Source organism: Faecalibacterium sp. I3-3-33, from assembly GCF_023347295.1.
Taxonomy (GTDB): domain Bacteria; phylum Bacillota; class Clostridia; order Oscillospirales; family Ruminococcaceae; genus Faecalibacterium.
Genome location: NZ_CP094469.1, coordinates 2385154 through 2404762 on the forward strand (window position 1 = coordinate 2385154; position 19609 = coordinate 2404762).

General features: G+C 58.6%; 20 protein-coding genes. 11 read left to right on the forward strand and 9 right to left on the reverse strand.

Translation table 11 applies throughout. The annotated features are described in order from the left end of the window. Nucleotides 1-95 precede the first annotated feature (95 nt). On the reverse strand, nucleotides 96-689 hold the full coding sequence (locus MTP39_RS11225) for a xanthine phosphoribosyltransferase (RefSeq protein WP_005920489.1): 594 nt from the start codon (nucleotides 687-689) through the stop codon (nucleotides 96-98). Nucleotides 690-1055: 366 nt separating this feature from the next. Between MTP39_RS11225 and MTP39_RS11230 the strand changes: the two genes are divergently transcribed. Beyond that, nucleotides 1056-1925 (forward strand): patatin-like phospholipase family protein, encoded by an 870-nt coding sequence (locus tag MTP39_RS11230; protein WP_249240575.1) that lies wholly within the window; start codon nucleotides 1056-1058, stop codon nucleotides 1923-1925. Nucleotides 1926-2159: 234 nt separating this feature from the next. On the opposite strand, the gene rplL is transcribed toward MTP39_RS11230, so the two are convergent. The 7 genes from rplL to rpmG all read right to left on the reverse strand — a co-directional run bounded on the left by rplL (nucleotide 2160) and on the right by rpmG (nucleotide 5707). After that, nucleotides 2160-2534 carry a 50S ribosomal protein L7/L12 gene (gene rplL / locus MTP39_RS11235; RefSeq protein ID WP_005920491.1) on the reverse strand — a complete coding sequence of 125 codons (375 nt, stop codon included), beginning with the start codon at nucleotides 2532-2534 and terminating at the stop codon, nucleotides 2160-2162. A gap of 70 nt (nucleotides 2535-2604) precedes the next feature. Continuing rightward, nucleotides 2605-3120 (reverse strand): 50S ribosomal protein L10, encoded by a 516-nt coding sequence (gene rplJ / locus MTP39_RS11240; RefSeq protein WP_112090439.1) that lies wholly within the window; start codon nucleotides 3118-3120, stop codon nucleotides 2605-2607. A 274-nt stretch (nucleotides 3121-3394) separates the two neighbouring features. Further along, nucleotides 3395-4087 carry a 50S ribosomal protein L1 gene (rplA, locus tag MTP39_RS11245; protein ID WP_005920494.1) on the reverse strand — a complete coding sequence of 231 codons (693 nt, stop codon included), beginning with the start codon at nucleotides 4085-4087 and terminating at the stop codon, nucleotides 3395-3397. Between the two features lie 57 nt (nucleotides 4088-4144). After that, entirely contained in the window at nucleotides 4145-4570 is a 426-nt protein-coding gene (rplK, locus tag MTP39_RS11250) for a 50S ribosomal protein L11 (RefSeq protein WP_005920496.1), read from the reverse strand. 136 nt (nucleotides 4571-4706) lie between these two features. Then, nucleotides 4707-5258, reverse strand: a complete 552-nt coding sequence (nusG, locus tag MTP39_RS11255; RefSeq protein WP_005920497.1) for a transcription termination/antitermination protein NusG — start codon at nucleotides 5256-5258, stop codon at nucleotides 4707-4709. A gap of 30 nt (nucleotides 5259-5288) precedes the next feature. After that, nucleotides 5289-5540 (reverse strand): preprotein translocase subunit SecE, encoded by a 252-nt coding sequence (secE, locus tag MTP39_RS11260; RefSeq protein WP_005920499.1) that lies wholly within the window; start codon nucleotides 5538-5540, stop codon nucleotides 5289-5291. A gap of 17 nt (nucleotides 5541-5557) precedes the next feature. After that, nucleotides 5558-5707 (reverse strand): 50S ribosomal protein L33, encoded by a 150-nt coding sequence (gene rpmG, locus MTP39_RS11265; protein ID WP_005920501.1) that lies wholly within the window; start codon nucleotides 5705-5707, stop codon nucleotides 5558-5560. A 310-nt stretch (nucleotides 5708-6017) separates the two neighbouring features. Between rpmG and MTP39_RS11270 the strand changes: the two genes are divergently transcribed. The 5 genes from MTP39_RS11270 (at nucleotide 6018) to dusB (ending at nucleotide 11624) form a co-directional block, all read left to right on the forward strand. Next, on the forward strand, nucleotides 6018-7112 hold the full coding sequence (locus MTP39_RS11270) for a D-alanine--D-alanine ligase family protein (protein WP_249240576.1): 1095 nt from the start codon (nucleotides 6018-6020) through the stop codon (nucleotides 7110-7112). Continuing rightward, entirely contained in the window at nucleotides 7105-7929 is an 825-nt protein-coding gene (murI, locus tag MTP39_RS11275) for a glutamate racemase (protein ID WP_249240577.1), read from the forward strand. The genes MTP39_RS11270 and murI overlap by 8 nt, the downstream gene beginning before the upstream one ends. Nucleotides 7930-7943: 14 nt before the next feature. Further along, a complete protein-coding gene (locus MTP39_RS11280; protein ID WP_249240578.1) occupies nucleotides 7944-8420 on the forward strand; it encodes a DUF1934 domain-containing protein in 477 nt (158 codons plus the stop codon). A gap of 35 nt (nucleotides 8421-8455) precedes the next feature. Next, nucleotides 8456-10270, forward strand: coding sequence for an arginine--tRNA ligase (gene argS, locus MTP39_RS11285; RefSeq protein WP_249240579.1), 1815 nt, complete (start codon nucleotides 8456-8458; stop codon nucleotides 10268-10270). 334 nt (nucleotides 10271-10604) lie between these two features. Next, nucleotides 10605-11624, forward strand: coding sequence for a tRNA dihydrouridine synthase DusB (dusB, locus tag MTP39_RS11290; RefSeq protein ID WP_249240580.1), 1020 nt, complete (start codon nucleotides 10605-10607; stop codon nucleotides 11622-11624). 536 nt (nucleotides 11625-12160) lie between these two features. On the opposite strand, the gene yfbR is transcribed toward dusB, so the two are convergent. Next, nucleotides 12161-12748 carry a 5'-deoxynucleotidase gene (gene yfbR, locus MTP39_RS11295; RefSeq protein ID WP_249240581.1) on the reverse strand — a complete coding sequence of 196 codons (588 nt, stop codon included), beginning with the start codon at nucleotides 12746-12748 and terminating at the stop codon, nucleotides 12161-12163. Nucleotides 12749-12885: 137 nt separating this feature from the next. Between yfbR and MTP39_RS11300 the strand changes: the two genes are divergently transcribed. From MTP39_RS11300 to MTP39_RS11320, 5 genes are all read left to right on the forward strand, one after another. Continuing rightward, complete coding sequence (locus MTP39_RS11300) at nucleotides 12886-15288, forward strand: YfhO family protein (RefSeq protein WP_249240582.1); 2403 nt, start codon at nucleotides 12886-12888, stop codon at nucleotides 15286-15288. A gap of 425 nt (nucleotides 15289-15713) precedes the next feature. After that, a complete protein-coding gene (locus tag MTP39_RS11305) occupies nucleotides 15714-16808 on the forward strand; it encodes an ABC transporter substrate-binding protein (RefSeq protein ID WP_249240583.1) in 1095 nt (364 codons plus the stop codon). A 164-nt stretch (nucleotides 16809-16972) separates the two neighbouring features. Beyond that, a complete protein-coding gene (locus MTP39_RS11310) occupies nucleotides 16973-17911 on the forward strand; it encodes an ABC transporter permease (protein ID WP_118658701.1) in 939 nt (312 codons plus the stop codon). 7 nt (nucleotides 17912-17918) lie between these two features. Continuing rightward, nucleotides 17919-18731 (forward strand): ABC transporter ATP-binding protein, encoded by an 813-nt coding sequence (locus MTP39_RS11315; protein ID WP_330221086.1) that lies wholly within the window; start codon nucleotides 17919-17921, stop codon nucleotides 18729-18731. A gap of 24 nt (nucleotides 18732-18755) precedes the next feature. Then, nucleotides 18756-19526, forward strand: coding sequence for an HAD family hydrolase (locus MTP39_RS11320; RefSeq protein ID WP_249240585.1), 771 nt, complete (start codon nucleotides 18756-18758; stop codon nucleotides 19524-19526). Nucleotides 19527-19609 lie beyond the last annotated feature (83 nt).

Consider the following 19609-nt stretch of genomic DNA (forward strand, 5'->3'; position numbering starts at 1 on the left):
TTTTCACGGGAGGGGTCGTAAAGGGAAGCGGCAGGTGCAAAAAAAATAACGGAACGTCCGCAGACATTCCGTTACGCTGAAATGTATAATGATTTTTAGTTCTGGTTCGGCTGGGGACGGAAGGTGATCTCGCCGGTGGTGCTGTCCATAGCGTCCACGATGGCAAGGCTTTCCAGCTGGATGCCCTTGCTGCGGATCAATTCGCCGCCCTGCTGGAAGCCCTTTTCCACGGCAATGCCGATGCCCTCTACGGTAGCACCAGCTTCCTCGGCCAGTTCCAGCAGGCCCATCAGGGCGCAGCCGTTGGCCAGAAAATCGTCGATGATCAGCACATGATCCTCCGGGGTGAGGAACTTTTTGGAGACGATGACGTTGTAGATCTTTTTGTGGGTGAAGGACTGGATCTGGGTCTTGTAGTTGTCGTAGTCCAGATTGATGCTCATAGATTTTTTGGCAAACACCACCGGCACGTTCAGCTCGCTGGCTACCACAGCCGCAATGCCGATGCCGCTGGCCTCGATGGTGAGCACCTTATTGATGGGCTTGCCCGCAAACAGGCGCTTCCACTCCCGTGCCATCTCGCGGAACAGCGGGATGTCCATCTGGTGGTTGATAAAGCTGTCCACCTTGAGTACGTTGCCCTCGCGCACAATGCCGTCCTTGCGGATACGATCTTCCAGCATCTTCATAAAGTATATCCTCCAACCCTTATAGGCGCGTTTTCTGCCATCGGCTTTCTCGCCGCGAAAAGCGCCCGCCTGTTTTCCATTCCCGGGCGCGCGCCACACGCACCCATGATATAATGTTTCACCTAGTATACCGGAAGCACTCCGCTTTGACAAGGGGTTTTCTTGCCAAAATTCGTAAAAATACGACACCAAACCTCTTCGTTTTTTCTAAAAGTATGACCTTGTCCAAAAATACCGAAACTTCGTGAGGTTGTCGGGTCATTTTTGGTTTATCCTCCCTTGTTCTTTCGCGGTTTTTGAGTATACTATTCTTAATAGGAGAAGGGTAATATCCGGGATTTTTGACCGGACGAGGAGGAAAATGGTATGAAAACAGGACTTGTGCTGGAAGGCGGCGCTATGCGCGGAATGTTCACCGCTGGCGTACTGGATGTGCTGATGGAGCATAACATCCAGCTGGACGGTGCCGTTGGCGTGTCGGCGGGGGCAGTGTTCGGCTGCAACTACAAGTCGCACCAGATCGGACGCACCATCCGCTACAACACGGAATACTGCGCCGACAAGCGCTACGCCAGCTTTGGCAACCTGCTGCGCACTGGCAACCTGTACAGCGAGCAGTTCTGCTACCATATCGTGCCGGAAAAGCTGGATCCCTTTGACACCGAGGCTTTCCGGGAGAACCCCATGGACTTTTTTGTGGTGTGCACCGATGTACGCACCGGCGAGCCCATCTACCGCAAGTGTCGCACCGGCGACGCCGAGGATATCCAGTGGATGCAGGCTTCGGCATCCATGCCGCTGGCGGCCAAGATCGTGAAGATTGGCCACTATCAGTTGCTGGACGGCGGTGTTGCGGATTCCATTCCTGTGCGCTTTTTTGAGTCCATCGGCTACAAGCGCAACCTGATCATCCTGACCCAGCCCAAAGGCTTTGTAAAGCAGAAAAACAAGATGCTGCCCCTTATCCGGGCGAAGTTTGTGCGCTACCCCGCCTTTGTGGAGGCCGTGGCAGACCGGCACCAGCGCTACAATGAAACGCTGGCCTATATTTCCATGCTGGAGCAGTCCGGCCGGGCATTCGTCATCCGCCCGCCCATCCCGCTGGAGATTCCCTCTATGGAGCGCGATGCCGCCCAGCTGCGCCGCGTATACGAGACCGGTCGTGCCGTGGCACAGATCCAGATCGACAAGATCGCAGCCTATGTGGAGAAGTGCAAGGCTGCACCGGAGGAATAACGCGAAAGGCTGCTGCACAGATTTTGTGCGGCAGCCTTTTTTGATAAGGAAACGATTGAAAATGCCCTCCGCTTGTGCTTTGGGCATCTTCAGCGGAAAAATATTTTTATAGAGCAATCCCGGAAAGTCTGCGGACTTTCCGGGATTGCATTTTCACGGGAGAAAAAAGAGGCCTGCACCTTACGGAGCAGACCTCTTGATGTTCAAGAAAGAACGGTAAGAGAAGGGGTTAAATTACTTAACCTCAACCTTAGCGCCAGCCTCTTCCAGCTTCTTCTTGATGTCGTCAGCCTCAGCCTGGGAGACCTTCTCCTTGACAGCCTTGGGAGCGCCATCAACGATAGCCTTAGCCTCCTTCAGGCCCAGACCGGTGATCTCCTTAACGACCTTGATGACCTGCATCTTGGTAGCGCCAGCCTCAGCCAGGATGACGTCGAACTCGGTCTTCTCTTCCTCAGCGGCAGCAGCAGCGCCAGCAGCAGCGGGAGCAGCAGCAGCAACAGCAGAAACACCGAACTCCTCGCAGTAGGTGTCGATCAGTTCCTTCAGCTCCAGAACGGTCAGGCCCTTGACGGACTCGATGATGGCAGTAATCTTCTCAGAAGCCATGGTAATAACCCTCCAATATCAATGGTTTTAGTTTGTTTCAGTTTTTTGTTAAGCGGCGGTCACGCGGCCATTAGGCAGCGGGCTCCTCCTGCTTGTCGGCATAAGCCTGCATTGCAACGGCCAGACCAGACAGAGTGCTGGTGAGGGCGCCTGCAAACATGGACAGCATACCTTCGCGGTTGGGCAGCTTTGCGATGGCGTTGGTCTCGGCGGCGTTCATAGCCTTGCCTTCCATGAAGCCAGCCTTCACGACGAACTTCTTGGACTTATCGCCATCCTGATACTTGCACAGGATGCGGGCAGCAGCCATGGGATCCTCTTCGTGAGCAAAAGCGACAGCGGTGTCGCCCTTGAAGTTCTCAGCCAGACCCTCCAGAGCGGTACCCTTAACTGCCAGACGCAGCATGGTGTTCTTCACGACCATGTAATCAACGCCTGCCTCACGCAGCTCCTTACGGAGCTTGGTGTCGTTCTCGACGTTAATGCCGCCGTAAGCGACGACGCAGCCGGAAACCGCACTCTCAAACTTTGCCTTCAGATCAGCGACGTAAGCCTGCTTTTCAGAAAGAATCTTTGCACTGGGCATTCGGTTTCACCTCGTTTCAAAAACTTGTATCGAAAGCCGGAGCAATGAAAAAAGCCTCTTTCCCGCGCACTGCGCCGAGAGAGAGGCATAAAGCAACTTTACGCACGTTTCTCGGCAGGCGGTCAAACTTTACACTGGACTCCAGCGCCTGCTGTCTTAAAAACAGCATGATTATAATACCGCAAACGTGCGGCGTTGTCAAGTGTTTTTTTGAATTTTCTGACAAAATTTTCTGCCATTCCGCAGAACGGCAGAAAAACATCAGAAACTAAAATCAGACACCGTACTTCAGGGTGTTCAGACGGATGCCAGGGCCCATGGTGGTGGCGATGGTAGCGCTCTTGAAGTAGGTACCCTTAGCTGCAGCGGGCTTTGCCTTGGCAATAGCCTCCATCACAGTGTCCAGGTTGGTGTACAGCTTCTCTGCACCGAAAGAAGCCTTGCCCACGGGCACATGGATGATGTTCTGCTTGTCCAGACGGTACTCGATCTTACCAGCCTTAGCCTCGCTGACAGCCTTGCCCAGATCGGGAGCCACAGTGCCGGCCTTGGGGTTGGGCATCAGACCACGGGGGCCCAGAACCTTACCCAAACGGCCAACGCGGCCCATCATATCGGGGGTGGTCACGACGACGTCAAAATCCATGAAGCCGCCGGCGATCTTTGCGATCAGCTCGTCATCGCCAACGATATCAGCGCCAGCAGCCTCGGCAGCAGCAGCTGCGGGGCCCTTAGCAATAGCGCAGACGCGGACGGTCTTGCCGGTGCCGTTGGGCAGAACGACAGCGCCACGGACCTGCTGGTCAGCGTGACGGCCATCAACGCCCAGACGGACGTGCAGCTCGACGGTCTCGTCGAACTTGGCGGAAGCGGTCTTGCAAGCCAGCTCCAGAGCCTCGTTCACATCGTATGCCTTAGTAGAATCGACCAGCTTTGCAGCGTCGACATAGTGCTTGCCATGTTTCATTGTATATCCTCCTGTGTGGTCATGCGGGCAGTGTTATGCCCTCCCACTGTTTATGTCTCAGCCCTCGACGGTGACGCCCATGGAACGGCAGGTGCCGCGGACCATGCTGCAGGCAGCTTCCAGAGAAGCAGCGTTCAGGTCGGGCATCTTGGTCTTGGCGATCTCCTCCACCTGAGCGGCGGTCAGAGAAGCAACCTTTTCCTTGTTGGGCTTGCCGGAAGCGGTGTTGATGCCAGCGGCCTTCTTGATCAGAACAGCTGCCGGAGGAGTCTTGGTGATGAAGCTGAAGGAGCGGTCAGCGTACACGGTGATGACGACGGGGATCACATAACCCATCTGGTTCTTGGTACGCTCGTTGAACTCCTTGGTGAACGCCATGATGTTGACGCCCTTCTGACCCAGAGCAGGGCCAACAGGGGGAGCCGGAGTCGCCTTGCCGGCCTCGATCTGCAGCTTAATGTAGCCAGTAACTTTCTGTGCCATGATAAATGCACCTCCAAAAATCTGTGGTGAGTTGCGGCGCAGTGTCTCTGCGCCTCCCACGAGCGCGTGCACGCTGCACACGCTCTATAAGAACCGCACTGCGGTCTTACCTTGGTAAACGGAACTTGCCGGTTGGTTACGGCAGCTCGACCTGACCGATCTCCACCTCTGCGGGGGTCTCGCGGCCGAACATATTGACCTTGAGCTTCACCTTGAAGTTCTCGGTATCAATGGCCTCCACAAGGCCCATAAAGCCTTCCAGAGGACCGGCGGTGATCTGCACGGTATCGCCGACAGCAAAATCGACGCTGAGCGGTGCAGCCTTCTCCACGCCCATCTTCTCCACTTCCTCAGCGGTCAGCGGAACGGGCTTGGAGGCGGGGCCGACAAAGCCGGTGCAGCCGCGCGTATTACGCACGACATACCAGGTATCGTCGTTCATCACCATTTTGACCAGAACGTAGCCGGGGAACAGCTTGTGCTCCACCATCTTCTGCTTGCCGTTCTTGTCGATCTCAGGAACCATCTCGACGGGAACCTTGATGTCGCAGATCAGCTCCTGCAGGTGACGGTTCTCCACCATGGTCTGCAGGTCGTTGGCGACCTTGTTCTCGTAACCGGAATAGGTATGCACAACATACCAAAGAGCCTCAGTGGACTCATCTACCAGCTTGGTTGATTCTTCCATTTTGGTTGACCCTCCGTTTCAAGATGATTCTCAGGCGCCGATGATCAGGCCCAGAATACCACCAAAGATGGCATCCAGCAGGATCATCACAACCGCTGCGATCGCGACGGTCACAAGCACGACGATGGTGTTGGTCTTGACGTCCTGCTTGGACGGCCAGACCACCTTCTTCAGCTCGCTCTTGGTATCGCGGAAGAACTTTGCGACCCGTGCGCAGAAGCCCTTCACAGCGGCTTTAGCTTTGGCCACAAAGCCCGGCTTTTTCTCGGTTTTGTCTGCCATTATGCTCCGCCTTTCTTTTACTTGGTTTCGCGATGAACGGTGTGCTTCTTGCAGAAACGGCAATACTTCTTCATCTCGAGACGATCGGGGTTGTTCTTCTTGTTCTTCGTGGTGTTGTAGTTGCGCTGCTTGCACTCGGTGCAGGCCAGAGTGATTTTAACGGTCATTTGTTGACACCTCCATTATAACGGTTGTTTTGAACCTCCCTCGGGTGCGGGTGGCAGCTGTAAAAACAGGCGCACTTAATAACCCCGCAAAAGAGGTGATATCATTGTACCACGCGTTTTTCAATCCGTCAAGCAGAAAAAAGCGATTTTGAGAAACTTTTTTCGCAGCCGGCGTCTTTTTGTCCCAAGGCAGCTTTTTTGCATTCTGCTTGCATCGCGGGCGTAGATATTGTATAATGAATCGAAACGGCATTTTACCGGTTTGAAGCCGCCCCTTTACCGGGGGCTTTATAAATAGGAGTGAGATATCATGCAGTCTGCAAATAAAATGTGTGTGGCGCTGCTGTTCGGCGGTATGTCCAGCGAACATGAGGTCAGCTGTGTCTCTGTGGGCAACTTTGTCCGCAACATCGACCGCAGCAAATACGAGGTGCTCACCGTGGGCATCACCAAGGAGGGCCGCTGGCTCTATACCGAGGCCACGGCGGAACAGATGGCCGATGGCAGCTGGGAAGAGCTGCCCGGCAATATGCCCTGCGTGATCAGCCCGGACCGCGCCGACCACGGCATGATCCTGTTTACCCCGGACGGCCGGGTGGAAAAGATGCACCTTGACGTGGTGATTCCGGTGCTCCACGGCCTGTGGGGCGAGGACGGCACGGTGCAGGGCCTGCTGGAACTGGCAGGCATCGCCTATGTGGGCTGCGGCGTGCTGGCAAGCTCTGTGTGCATGGATAAGGCCGTAGCCAACGCCCTGTTTGAAGCCAACGGTGTGCCCCACACCAAGTGGGTAGCCGCCAACCGCTGGGAGATCGAGAAGGATCTGGAGGGCGTTTGCGCTGGTGTGGAAGAAAAGCTGGGCTGGCCGGTGTTCGTCAAGCCCGCCAACGCAGGCTCCAGTGTGGGCATCTCCAAGGTGTCCAGTCAGGATGAGCTGAAGGCCGCCATCGCCCTTGCACTGGAAAACGACCGCAAGGTGGTGTTTGAGGCCTTTGTGGACGGACAGGAAGTGGAGTGCGCCGTCATCGGCTCCGACCCCGCTGTTGCCACCCGTCCCGGTGAGATCCTTGCCGGTGCAGAGTTCTACACCTATGATGATAAGTACAAGAACGGCGTGAGCCAGACCGTCATCCCGGCACACCTGCCGGAGGCCAAGCTGGACGAGGTAAAGACCTACGCCGCCATGGCCTACACTGCACTGAACTGCGAGGGGCTGGCACGGTGCGATTTCTTTGTGGAAAAGAACACCGGCCGGGTGCTCATCAACGAGATCAACACCTTCCCCGGCTTTACCGCCATCAGCATGTACCCCAAGCTCATGGAGCACGAGGGCCTGCCGGTGCCGCAGCTCATCGACCGCCTGATCGCACTGGCGGTGGAAAGGACGGAAAAGCAGCATGGATAATCGCCCCATCGGTGTGTTCGACAGCGGTCTGGGCGGCCTGACCGGCGTGCGGGAACTGCGCAAGCGCCTGCCCCATGAGGATATCATCTACTTCGGCGATACCGGCCGGGTGCCCTACGGCAGCCGCAGCCCGGAGACCATTTTGCAGTACGCCCGGCAGGACGTGGCCTTTTTGCTTTCCAAAAACGTTAAGTGCATCATGGCCGCCTGCGGTACGGTGAGCAGCACCTACCCGGCTGCGGAGGCAGCCCAGCTGCCGGTGCCCTACCTTGGCGTAGTGGACGCCGCCGCCCGGGAGGCAGCCTTTGTCACCCGCAACCGCCGCATCGGCGTTATTGGCACAGCCGCCACCATCCGCTCCCGCAGCTACGAAAAGCTGCTGCGGCAGCTGGTGCCCGGGGTGGAGATCACCGCCCGCCCCTGCCCGCTGTTCGTACCGCTGGTGGAGGCCGGGTATGTGGATCACAGTGAGGCCGGAAAGCAGCAGGTCACAAAGCTGGTCATTGCCCAGTACCTGACCGAGGTGCGCGAGGCCGGGGTGGATACCCTGATCCTGGGCTGCACCCACTACCCGCTGCTGAAAAGCATGATCGGGGAGTTTATGGGGCCGCAGGTCACGCTGGTGGACCCTGCCATGACCGCCGCCCATCATCTGGAGCGGATGCTCGCCGAGCGCGGGCTGCGCGCCGACCACGAGAACGGGCAGGCACACTTTTACGTCAGCGATGTGCCGGACTGCTTTGTGCAGACGGCAGACCTGTTTCTGGGCGAGTACAAGGGCGGCCCGGTGGAGCAGATCGCCATTGATAAATATTGATAAGGAAAAACAACGTGAGCAAGCCACTGAAGGAAGACTATATCATCCGCATTAAAAGCCGCATTGAGCAGCGGCTGGACGAACCGGCTGCGGAAGAGGAAAAAGAAGAATTTGTGGAGCTGATGACCCGGGGCAGCTTTGTGCTGAAAGGCGGCAGCTACTATGTGACCTACCGCGAGACCGAGACCACCGGCTACGAGGGCTGCACCACCACCCTGAAGATCGCCGCAGACGGCAGCCGGGTGGCCATGCTGCGGTTCGGCAAGGGCGGCGGGGCAGGCACCCAGCTGCTGATCGAAAAAGGCCGCCGCAACCTGTGCCACTACGAGACCGGCTTCGGCTCCATGACCTTGGGCGTGACTGCGGACGAGATCGACTGTCACCTGACCGAAAAGGGCGGCACCGCCCGGTTTGCCTACCTGCTGGATGCCGACAGCGCCGAGCTGGTGAGCCGCAACCGTCTGGAAGTTACCGTGACCCATGTGAATTGATGAAGTTCCCTGAGACTGTGAAAGGAATCCGACCCATGACTGATTTTGAAAAGACCTACCAGAACTACAACCCCCGGCAGGCTGCGCTGGACGAGGCACGCGCTCTGCTGACCGCAGCCGCCAAGGCTGCTATGGCAGACGGCACCCTGCCCGAGGCAGAGCTGCCCGCCTTTATCGTGGAGATCCCCGCCGACGTGAAGAACGGCGATATCGCCTCCAACCTCGCCATGGCCGGTGCACGCACCTGGCGCAAGGCTCCCAAGATGATCGCAGACGCCCTGCTGGCACATCTGCCCTCTCTTGAAAACAGCGTGTTCTCCAAGGTGGAGGTCGCCGGTCCCGGCTTCATCAACCTGTTCCTGTCCCAGAGCTTCTGGGCAGGCGTGGTGCTGGGTGCCTGTGCCAACAAGGAATATGGCCGCACCGACCACGGCAAGGGTGCAAAGTACAACGTGGAGTTCGTTTCTGCCAACCCCACCGGCCCCATGCACATGGGCAACGCCCGCGGCGGCGCACTGGGCGACTGTCTGGCCGCTGTGCTGGACTGGTCCGGCTACGATGTGACCCGCGAGTTCTATATCAACGACGCCGGCAACCAGATCCAGAAGTTCGGCAAAAGTCTGGCGGTGCGCTACCTGCAGCAGTTCTGCGGCGAGGAGGCCTATCCCCTGCCCAAAGAGTGCTATCAGGGCGGCGACATCAAGGTGCTGGCCGGTGAGTTCGCCCAGCTGAACGGCGACAAGTACGTTGCCGCCTGCAAGGGTATGGACGAGGAAGCTCTGTTTGAGAGCGAAGCCTTTGCCGCCCTGAAGGACGCACTGGTGGCCTACGCCCTGCCCAAGAACATTGCCGCCCTGAAGCGGGACCTCGGCAAGTACCGCATTGATTACGATGTCTGGTTCCACGAGAGCACCCTGCACGAGTCCGGCGCAGTTCTGGCTGTGGTGGACAAGCTGCTGGAACTGGGTGCCTGCTACAAAGCCGAGGACGGTGCCATCATGTACCGCAGCGCCCAGTATGCTGCCAAGTACGGCACTGTGAACAAGAAAAAGACCGAGGACGGCACCGAGGAAGAGGCCAAGGACGAGGTACTCGTCCGCGCCAACGGCATCCCCACCTACTTTGCCGCCGATATCGCCTACCACTACAACAAGCTGGCTACCCGCGGCTTTGCCAAGGCCATTGACGTGTGGGGCGCAGACCACCACGGTCATGTGGCCCGCATGAAGGGTGCCATGGATGCCATCGGCCTGAATGGCGAGGATCTGGACGTTGTATTGATGCAGATGGTCAACCTGATGCGGGACGGTCAGCCTGTCCGTATGTCCAAGCGCACCGGCAACGCCATCACCCTGACCGACCTGCTGGAGGAAGTGCCCATCGACAGCGCACGCTTCCTGTTCAATATGCACGACGCAGGCAGCGGCATCGACTTTGACCTGGATCAGGCCGTCAAGACCGACAACGACAACCCTGTGTACTATGTGCAGTACGCCCATGCCCGCATCTGCTCCATCCTGAAAAAGATGGAGAGCGAGGGTGTGCAGTTTGCCGGTGCAGAGCACATCGACGCCACCCTGCTCACCGAGCCTTCCGAGATGGATCTGATCCGTATGCTGGCCGCTTTCCCGCAGGAGATCGTGATGGCTGCTGAAAAGTACGACCCCAGCCGCATCAACCGCTTTGTCATTGATCTGGCAAGCGCCTTCCACCGCTTCTACGGCAACTGCCGCATTCAGGGCGCAGACCCCGCCGTGCAGCAGGCGCGCCTTGCCTTGTGCATCGGCGTGAAGAACGCCATCTTCAACGTGCTCACCATGTTCAAGATCAACGTGCCCGAGAAGATGTAACATAAAACCACAGGGGCTGTTGCACAGCATTTGGCGCAACAGCCCCTTTTTACGGTGTATGGTAGGAAAGCAGCTGCCGCTTCCGTCACGACCCCTCCCGTGAAAATGCGTTTGGAGCGCTCCGCAGAGCTTGTCGGGGCAAAGCCCCTCCATCTGCTAGCGCAGACTGCTCTGCCGCTTAAAAGCCCCACTGGGGCTTTCATTGCTGCGCTGCGCTCCGCAAACGCGGTCGCTCCAAACGCGAAATTAAAAATAATTTTTCCTCTGAATATGCGCAAAGCAACGCGGAGCGCATTCCAAATCGTCTACCCCAAAACAAATACAAGGAGAACCCATGGAACCTTTGAAGATCGGCAATATCATCCTGCCCCACCGGGCGGTGTTCGGCCCTATGGCGGGCTTTACGGATGCCCCCTGCCGCCGCCTGATGGCACAGCACGGCGCGGGCTTTACGGTCAGCGAGATGGTGTCCAGCCGGGCGCTGGTGTACGGCGACCATAAGACTGTCAGCCTGCTGAAGGCAGAGCCTAACGGCGCCCCCTATGGGGTGCAGATCTTCGGCGAGGTGCCGGAGATCATGGGCGAAGCCACCGCCGCCATCGAGCAGTACGAATTTGACTTTGTGGATATCAACATGGGCTGCCCTGCCCCCAAGATCGTTTCCGGCGGGGCGGGCAGCAAGCTGATGCTGGATCCCGACCGCTGCGGGCGCATCGTGGAGCAGGTAGTGGCGCACACTAAGCGCCCCGTCACCGTAAAAATGCGAAAGGGCTGGGACGCCGACCACATCACCGCCGTGGAGTGCGCCAAAGCCTGCGAGCAGGCGGGCGCGGCGCTGGTGGCGGTGCACGCCCGCACCCGGGAGCAGATGTATACCCCGGGCATCGACCCGGAGATCATCGCCCGGGTAAAGGATGCGGTAAAAGTGCCGGTGCTGGGCAACGGCGATATCCACTGCGCCGAGGACGCGCTGCGCATGGTGCGCGAGACAAACTGCGACGGCGTGATGATCGCCCGGGGCGCACTGGGCGACCCGTGGCTGTTTGAGCGGGTAAACGCCGCGCTGGAGGGTCTGCCCGCTCCCAAGGAGCCGAACCTGCAGGCGCGGATGAACGCGCTGCGCCGTCAGGTGGAGGAGATGGTAGAGCAGAAGGGCGAATTTGTGGCCATGCCGCAGGCGCGTGCCCAGACCATGCACTACATGAAGGGGCTGAAGGGCGCTGCCGCCCTGCGCCGCTACTGCTGCACCCTGACCCATTTAGAGGACTTGGACGAGCTGATCGCTGCCGTGTTTGAAGAGCAGCGCAAAGCCGGGCTGGACCCCGACGATGTGCGGGAAATACCGTTCCCGTAAGCTGCGGGCTGAGTAACGATTTAAAATGGCTTCCGCTGCGCTCTAGCCATAATTAGCGGAAAGAATATTTTAAATAGAGCAATACCGGAGCGTCTGCGGACGCTCCGGTATTGCATTTTCACGGGAGGGGTCGTGACCGGAAACGGCATTTGCCGCGCCGCTTTCTGCGAAAGCGCGGCGCTGCGGCGGGCAAACTTGCTCCCCCGGGGGGAGCTGTCGCGCAGCGACTGAGGGGCTATAAATGGAGAAGCGAAAAAAGCGTTAAAGCGATAGCGCCGACTGGCGCAGCGCTAGCTTTTTTGTGCTTCGACTTCTTCTTTAGGTTTGTCAAGGGCGTGCAGCCCTTGACCCGTTGCGGGGTGGGTGGAGTCCAGAGGTAGGGAGGGGGGAGTCGGAACACCCCTCCCTGCCTCTGGCCCAGCGGAGCGTCTTTGCACGCTGAAAACAAGCAGAAAGTCCTCCCGCAGAGCGCAATGCACTTTTCCGGTTCTCTTTTGCCACCAAAAGAGAACATTCCCCGGCGGCAAGACGTATGGTTACAACTTCGTCAGCTCGTCTAGATTCTGGGTGTAGCAGGGCAGGCAGTGCTCCAGAAACCAGTCGGCTTCCGGGCAGTGCATGGCTTGCAGCGCAGCGCGCTGCTGCGTGAGTGCGGCGTCAAATTCGTGGTTGCCGCTGCGCTGCTCCTCGGTGCATTTGATCAGAGCGCTCAGCCGGTCGGCGGCTTTGAGCAGCCGGTGCTCCTCTGCCGTCAGGGCGCTGCCGTCCATGCAGGGGGTCAGCTCTGCGGCCAGTTCTGCGGGCAGCAGGGCCGCCATGGAGCGCACGCTCTCGGTCTCCAGCGCCTTGTAGGCGTCCCGCAGCGCCGGGGAGTGGTATTTGACCGGCGTGGGCATATCCCCGGTGATGATCTCCGGGGCGTCGTGGTACAGCGCCGCCACCGCCACCACCTCGGGGCGGCAGGGCGTGCCGGTGTAGTGCTTGGCGATGAGGCACAGCAGGTGCGCCAGCAGCGCGGTGTCACAGGTGTGCTCGCTGAGGGATTCCGCCCGGGTGGAGTGCATCAGGCTCCACCGGGTAATATACTTCATGCGCGCCAGCAAGGCGCTGAAGGGATACAGCATGGCAAACGTCTCCTTTTCTTCACCATACCCGCCCCGCGCTTGGTTGTCAAGCCCTTTTTTCTTGCCCGCCGCCGTGCTATACTACAAGGTGACATCAAATCCACTTCCGCGCCGGTGCGCGGAGAAAGAGGAACGCTATGGAAAAGTTTATAAAACCACGGCTGCTCACACCAAGGGAGCAGGACCGTAAAAAGTTCTGGCAGGCGGTGGGACTGTGCGCCCTGACGGCGGCAGTATTCTTTCTGCCCTTCTATCTCCTTGACGGCGGCTTTTTCCACTATGCAGGCGATTTCAACAGCCAGCAGATCAGCTTTTACCGGTATATGAATGGCTTCGTCAAGGGCGCAGGCTACCCGGACAGCGCCTTTGACGGTGCGCCGCACAATACCTTTTCGTGGGCGACCGACCTTGGCAGCGGGGTGATGAACGCCTACTCCTTTTACCTGTACGGCTCGCCGTTTTTCTGGCTGTCGGTGCTGCTGCCGCAAAGCTGGCTGCCCTATATGATGGTGCCGCTGCTGGTGTTCAAGTTCGGCGTGGCGGGCGGCGGCGCGTACCTGTACCTGCGCCGCTACGTTAAAAACGCGAACTACGCGGTGCTGGGTGCCTGCCTGTACGCGCTTTCCGGCTTTGCAGTGTACAACGTGTTCTTCAACCACTTTGTGGATGTGGTAGCGCTGTTCCCCTACCTGCTCTGGGCGCTGGACGAAGCCATTTATGAAAACCGTCACGGCCTGTTCGCCTTCTGGGTGGCGGTGAACCTGCTGAACAACTATTTCTTCTTTGTGGGACAGGTAATTTTCCTGTGTATCTACTTTGTGTGCAAGCTGACCGCCAAGGACTTCCGGCTGACCGGGCGCAAGTTCGGGCATCTGTTGTGGGAGAGCGTGCTGGGCGTTGCCATGGGCTGTCTGCTGCTGTTCCCGGCGGTGCTCAGTCTGCTGCAGAACCCGCGCACCATCGACCTTTCCTCCGGCTGGGGCTTTCTGACCTATGCCAAGGTGCAGCAGTATCTGGCCATCCTGCTCAGCTGGATCCTGCCGCCGGACTCCCCTTACCTCACCTCGGTCTGGTCGGAGGGCGTCATCAAGTGGACGAGCATGACGGCCTATCTGCCGCTGTGCAGTCTGGCCGGTGCCATGGCCTACTGGCGCAGCCGCAAAGCCGACAGCAAAAAGCGCATCGTAGCGGTATGCGCTGTGTGCGCACTGGTGCCGGTGCTGAACAGCGCCTTCTACGCCCTGAATTCCAGCTACTACGCACGCTGGTACTATATGCCCACCCTCATCCTTGCCGCCATGACCGTGAATGCGCTGGAGGACCCGGACATTGATCTGGACGCGCCTGCCCGGGGCATCAGCTGGATCATGCTGGCTACGCTGGTCTTTGCCGTTGTGCCCGTGCGGGACGACACCACTGAGACATGGTCCTTCGGCGTGCTGAAGAACCCGGGACAGTTCTTTACCGTGCTGGGCTTTGGCCTGCTGGGGCTTATGCTGTACCGCTACCTCTGCGGCGTATGGCGGCAGGACAGCCGCTTTGCCCAGCGCATGACGGCGGCGGTGCTGGTATTTGCCTGCGCGTTCACCATGGTGCACATCGGCATTGGCAAGTTTGGCCAGTGGCACACCGACAGCGACCTTGTGGAGCAGGACACTAACGCCCTGCTGCTGAAAAACGCCCTGCCGGAGGGTGACTACCGCATCGACACCTACAAGATCCACGACAACATCGGGATGTGGCTGGATAAAAGCTGCCTGCAATATTTCGGCAGCACAGCGGCTCCCAGCATCCTCAGCTTCTACCCGGGGCTGGGGGTCAAGCGGGACGTGCGCAGCGAGCCGGAGATCACAAACTACGCGTTGCGTGGTCTGTTGAGCGTGGAGTACCTCATCACCACCCCGGAAAAGCGCGAAAGCTTTGAGGACGAGGCGGACGAGGGTTGGACCTATCTTGCTGATGTGGACGGCTACGCGCTGTACCACAACGACAACTATGTGCCCATGGGCTTTACCTACGACTACTATGTGACCGAGGCCACCTACGAGGCTTCGATCAAGACCCTGCGCTCCAACCTGCTGCTGCGGGCGCTGGTGCTGGAGGACGAGGACGTAGAAAAATACAGTTCCTACCTGACCGAGTTGCCGGACGCCCTGCTGGATGACCTGCACTACGACAGCTACACGCAGGACTGCGCCGACCGCCGCGCCCACAGCTGCTCGGTGTTCCAGATGAACAATGCAGGCTTCCATGCCGAGATCACGATGGACAAGCCAAACCTAGTCTTTTTCTCCGTACCCTACGATGACGGCTTTACCGCCTACGTCAACGGCGAAAAGACCGGCATCCTGCGTGTGGACGAGGGACTGATGGCGGTGCTCTGCCCGGCGGGCGCAAGCAGCATCGACTTTGTGTATCAGGCCGCCGGGCTTTCTGCAAGCCGGGTGGTGACCGCCGTGACCATTCCGGTATGGGTGGTGTATGTTGCCTGCTTTGTGCGCCGCAAGCGCCGCAGCACCGGCACCCCGGCAGAAGAATGACTTTGACCGGGCAGGAAAATAAAAATTTCAAATTCCCTCTTGACTTTACGAAGATAAAGTGTATAATGCAATCAAACCGATGAGGCGGAAGAGAACCTGCACAGCGCATCTGCAGTGAGCCCGGACAGTGCAAACGGGCGAAAGCGGGGCAGAGTTTCGTGGGCCGCCGAGGGCCGGGCAAACGGGCACAAACCCTAGTAGCTTTGGACGGAAGTCTCCGTTACAGGACAGGGGAGTGTTGGCTCTCCGTGAGTGGCTCTGCTGTATTGGATGCAGAGCAAGCAAGGTGGCACCGCAGAATCGTATTTACCGATCCTGTCCTTGTGGATAACACACAGGGACAGGGTCGTTTTGTTTTAAGACCCGTCCCGCAAAGGGAGCGGGTCTTTTGATTTGCCGCCCGCTCCGGGAAAGGAGTTACCACTATGAAAAACCTGAACATGATCTCCCGCCGCAGCTTCCTGAAGGCCGCTCTGGCTGCTTCCGCTGTTTCTGCCATGGCACTCACCGGCTGCGGCGGCGCTGCTTCCGGCTCTGCCTCCAGTGCATCGGTCTCCTCCTCCGCAGCTGCTTCCAGCAGCACCGCTGGCGAGACCTTCAAGGTGGGCATCGTCAACTATGTGGACCACGCCTCCCTCAACCAGATTGTAGAATCTGTGGAGAGCCGTCTGGATGCCATCGGCAAGGAGAAGGGCGTCACCTTTGATTACGCTGATTACTACGCCAACGCACAGGCCGACCAGTCCAACCTGAACCAGATCGGCGCAGACCTTGTGGCTGACGGCGTGGACGTGATCGTAGCTGTGGCCACCCCTACCGCCGCTACCATGCTGGCTGCCGTGGAGGACACCGACATCCCGGTGGTCTACTCTGCCGTGACCGACCCCGCCGCCGCAGGCTTTGACGGCGAGGAGAACATTACCGGCACCTCCGATGCGCTGAACACCGATGCCATCATGAACCTGATCGTGGCGGCAAACCCCGGCATCGACACCATCGGTCTGCTGTACGACCTGAGTCAGGATGCCTCCACCCAGGCCATTGCGGACGCCAAGGCCTTCTGCGAGAAGAACGGCATCAAGGTGGTGGAAAAGAACGGCACCACCACCGCCGAGGTGCAGATGGCTGCCGAAGCACTGGTAGCCGCCGGGGTCAAGGCCGTGTTCACCCCCACCGATAACACCATCATGACCGCCGAGCTGTCCATCTATGAGAGCTTCATCGAGGCCGGTGTGCAGCACTACACCGGTGCCGACAGCTTTGCGCTGAACGGCGCACTGGTGGGCTACGGCGTGGACTACGTCCAGCTGGGCGAGGCCACCGCCGATATGGTCAGCCAGCTGCTGTGCGACGGCAAGACCCCCGCAGACCTGCCCTACCAGACCTTTGATAACGGCATCGTTACCATCAACACCGAGACCGCCGAGGCGCTGGGCTTGGATCTGGCAGCCCTGAAGGAAGCCTTCAAGCCCTACTGCACCGAAATTACCGAAGTGACCACCGCCGAGAACTTCTCCTGAACGCCCCGCTCAGCCAGAACCTGACGGTTTTGCCAGCTCTCCCGCAAGGGAGAGCTTTTGGCGGTTCTGGGGAAAGTGGTTCCCCTCTCCCGTGAAAATGCGTTCGTCGCACTCCGCAGAGCAACGCGGCGCGCATTCAAAATAATATAAAAGGAGCATACACCATGCTGGCGAGTATCTTTTCCCTCAACGTCTTGCAGACAGCGCTGGAGCTGGGCTGCATCTACGGACTGGTGGCGTTGGCACTGTTTCTGAGCTACTCCATCCTGAATATTGCCGACCTTTCCACCGACGGCTGCTTTACGCTGGGCTGCGCCGTGGCCTGTCAGGTGGCACTGACCGGCCACCCCATCCTTGCGCTGGCGGCAGCCATGGCTGCGGGGGTGTGCTCCGGCTTTGTCACCGCCTTTTTGCAGACAAGGCTCGGGGTGGAAAGCATCATGGCGGGCATCATCGTCAACACCGGCCTGTACACCATCAATCTGGCGGTGATGGGCTTTTCTTCCACCATGTCGCTGGTCAAGACCCCTACCATCTTCTCGATGGCAAAAACTTCGCTGGGCTTTCTGGGCAGCTGGTACAAGCTGGCGCTGGCGGCAGTCATTATCGCCATCGCCTGCGCGGCGATGCTGGGCTTTCTGGGCACACGGCTGGGTCTTTCCATCCGCGCCACCGGCGATAATGCCGCCATGGTGCGGGCTTCCAGCATCAACCCCGCCTTTACCATCACGGTGGGTCTGTGCGTGTCCGGTGCGCTGTGTGCGCTGTCCGGCGGGCTGCTGGCGCAGTACCAGAAAAGCTGCGATATCAACGTGGGCACCGGCATGGTGACCATTGCACTGGCTTCCCTGATTATCGGCGAGACGCTGGTGGGCAAGCGCACCATGCTGCGCCGCATTCTTGGCGTGGTGTTCGGCAGCTGCCTGTACCGCTTTATCGTGGCAGTGGCGCTGCGGTTCAACGTGCCCGCCGCCGCCATGAAGCTGGTTTCCGCCATCATTGTGGCAGTGGCCATCTCCATGCCCGCCATCCGGGAGCACTTTGCCTTTGAAAAGCGCCGGCACGCCGCCCGCCGCACCGTGACCAACAGGGAGGGACAGTAAAATGGAAATGCTGCAGCTGAACGACCTGCACAAGACCTTTAACCCCGGCACCGTCAACGAAAAGGTGGCGCTGAATGGGGTGAGCCTGCAGATGGAAGCCGGAGATTTTGCCACCATCGTGGGTTCCAACGGCGCGGGCAAATCCACCCTGTTCAACGCCATCACCGGCGGCTTTATCGCCGACGAGGGCAGCATTCTGCTGGGCGGGCAGGACATCACCTTTGCGCCGGAGCACCAGCGCAGCAAGGTCATCGGGCATCTGTTCCAAGACCCGCTCAAGGGCACCGCGCCCAACATGACCATTGAGGAAAATCTGGCGCTGGCTTACCTGCGGGCAGGCACTGCGCCCAATGCCATCTTCTCCCGCATCTCCCGCAAGGATAAGGCGCTCTTCCGCGAAAAGCTTGCCCTGCTGGACATGGGGCTGGAGGACCGCATGAAGCAGCCGGTGGGGCTGCTCTCCGGCGGGCAGCGGCAGGCGCTTACCCTGCTTATGGCTACCCTTGTCACCCCGAAGCTCCTGCTGCTGGACGAGCACACCGCCGCGCTGGACCCTGCCACCGCCGAAAAGGTGCTGGCACTGACCAAGAGCATTGTGGCCGAGAAAAAGATCACCTGCCTGATGGTGACCCACAATATGCATCAGGCGCTGGAGCTGGGCAACCGCACCCTGATGATGGACGCCGGACGCATCGTGTTTGATGTAAAGGGTGCCGCGCGCAGCAGGATGACCGTGGACGACCTGCTGGAAAAGTTCCGCGAAAACGCGGGCAAAAACCTTGATAACGACCGCATCCTGCTGAGCAAGGTGGAGAAATAAAAATATTTTTACCAGAGGTGTCGTATGATAAAAATTGCTTTTTTTGATGTAGACGGAACCTTGCTCAAGCTGGGCAGCAAGGAGCCATCCCCAAAAACTGTGCAGGCTTTACAGCAGCTGCAAGCAAACGGGGTCTTGTTGTGCATGGCGACCGGCAGAGGCTATCTCTCCATCCCGCATTTTGAAGGTGTCGATTTTGATATCTGGCTTACCTTCAACGGCTCCTATGTCCGCAGCAAGGATACTGTGCTCTTCAAAAATCCGCTGGACGCTGACGACAAACACAAGATTCTACAAAACCTGAAGCAGATGCACCGGGCAGCTGCTATCAGCAATGAGCACTTTATCGTAACAAACGGGACAGACCCCGATCTGGCACAATACTTTTCCTTTGGCAGCGAAAAGCTGGTGATTTCCGAGCATTTTGATGCGCTGTGCGAGGAGGAGATCTATCAGATCATGTGCTCCTGCAACAGCGCCGAATACACACAGATCTTACAGGGGACGCACGCCACACAGATCACCGCATGGTGGGACAAGGCAGTAGATATTATTCCGCTCTCCTGCGGCAAGGGAAACGCTGTAAGGGCGGTCTTGGCGCATTATGGATTTTCAAAGTCCGAAGCCATTGCCTTTGGGGACGGACGGAACGACATTGAAATGCTGGAAGCAGTCGGTACAGGCGTTGCCATGGGAAACGCGCTCGAAGAGGTCAAGACCAGAGCTGCCGTCCGCTGCCGCTCTGTGGAAGAGGACGGGGTCTATCATTACTGCCTTGAAAACCACCTTATCTGAGGGAGACTTCCTTCTATGCTGTGTTCCTTCTCGTAAAAGCGAAAAAGGTCTGCTGCACCGGTACGGTGCAGCAGACCTTTTAA

Bases quoted from the DNA above. Each gene is read 5' to 3' on its own strand.
- argS (WP_249240579.1), top strand. From the start codon at position 8,456: ATGACTGATTTTGAAAAGACCTACCAGAACTACAACCCCCGGCAGGCT.
- MTP39_RS11230 (WP_249240575.1), top strand. From the start codon at position 1,056: ATGAAAACAGGACTTGTGCTGGAAGGCGGCGCTATGCGCGGAATGTTC.
- MTP39_RS11320 (WP_249240585.1), top strand. From the start codon at position 18,756: ATGATAAAAATTGCTTTTTTTGATGTAGACGGAACCTTGCTCAAGCTG.
- nusG (WP_005920497.1), bottom strand. From the start codon at position 5,258: ATGGAAGAATCAACCAAGCTGGTAGATGAGTCCACTGAGGCTCTTTGG.
- rpmG (WP_005920501.1), bottom strand. From the start codon at position 5,707: ATGACCGTTAAAATCACTCTGGCCTGCACCGAGTGCAAGCAGCGCAAC.
- MTP39_RS11305 (WP_249240583.1), top strand. From the start codon at position 15,714: ATGAAAAACCTGAACATGATCTCCCGCCGCAGCTTCCTGAAGGCCGCT.
- rplL (WP_005920491.1), bottom strand. From the start codon at position 2,534: ATGGCTTCTGAGAAGATTACTGCCATCATCGAGTCCGTCAAGGGCCTG.
- yfbR (WP_249240581.1), bottom strand. From the start codon at position 12,748: ATGCTGTATCCCTTCAGCGCCTTGCTGGCGCGCATGAAGTATATTACC.
- MTP39_RS11315 (WP_330221086.1), top strand. From the start codon at position 17,919: ATGCTGCAGCTGAACGACCTGCACAAGACCTTTAACCCCGGCACCGTC.
- rplA (WP_005920494.1), bottom strand. From the start codon at position 4,087: ATGAAACATGGCAAGCACTATGTCGACGCTGCAAAGCTGGTCGATTCT.
- MTP39_RS11225 (WP_005920489.1), bottom strand. From the start codon at position 689: ATGAAGATGCTGGAAGATCGTATCCGCAAGGACGGCATTGTGCGCGAG.
- dusB (WP_249240580.1), top strand. From the start codon at position 10,605: ATGGAACCTTTGAAGATCGGCAATATCATCCTGCCCCACCGGGCGGTG.
- secE (WP_005920499.1), bottom strand. From the start codon at position 5,540: ATGGCAGACAAAACCGAGAAAAAGCCGGGCTTTGTGGCCAAAGCTAAA.
- MTP39_RS11310 (WP_118658701.1), top strand. From the start codon at position 16,973: ATGCTGGCGAGTATCTTTTCCCTCAACGTCTTGCAGACAGCGCTGGAG.
- murI (WP_249240577.1), top strand. From the start codon at position 7,105: ATGGATAATCGCCCCATCGGTGTGTTCGACAGCGGTCTGGGCGGCCTG.
- MTP39_RS11270 (WP_249240576.1), top strand. From the start codon at position 6,018: ATGCAGTCTGCAAATAAAATGTGTGTGGCGCTGCTGTTCGGCGGTATG.
- rplK (WP_005920496.1), bottom strand. From the start codon at position 4,570: ATGGCACAGAAAGTTACTGGCTACATTAAGCTGCAGATCGAGGCCGGC.
- MTP39_RS11300 (WP_249240582.1), top strand. From the start codon at position 12,886: ATGGAAAAGTTTATAAAACCACGGCTGCTCACACCAAGGGAGCAGGAC.
- rplJ (WP_112090439.1), bottom strand. From the start codon at position 3,120: ATGCCCAGTGCAAAGATTCTTTCTGAAAAGCAGGCTTACGTCGCTGAT.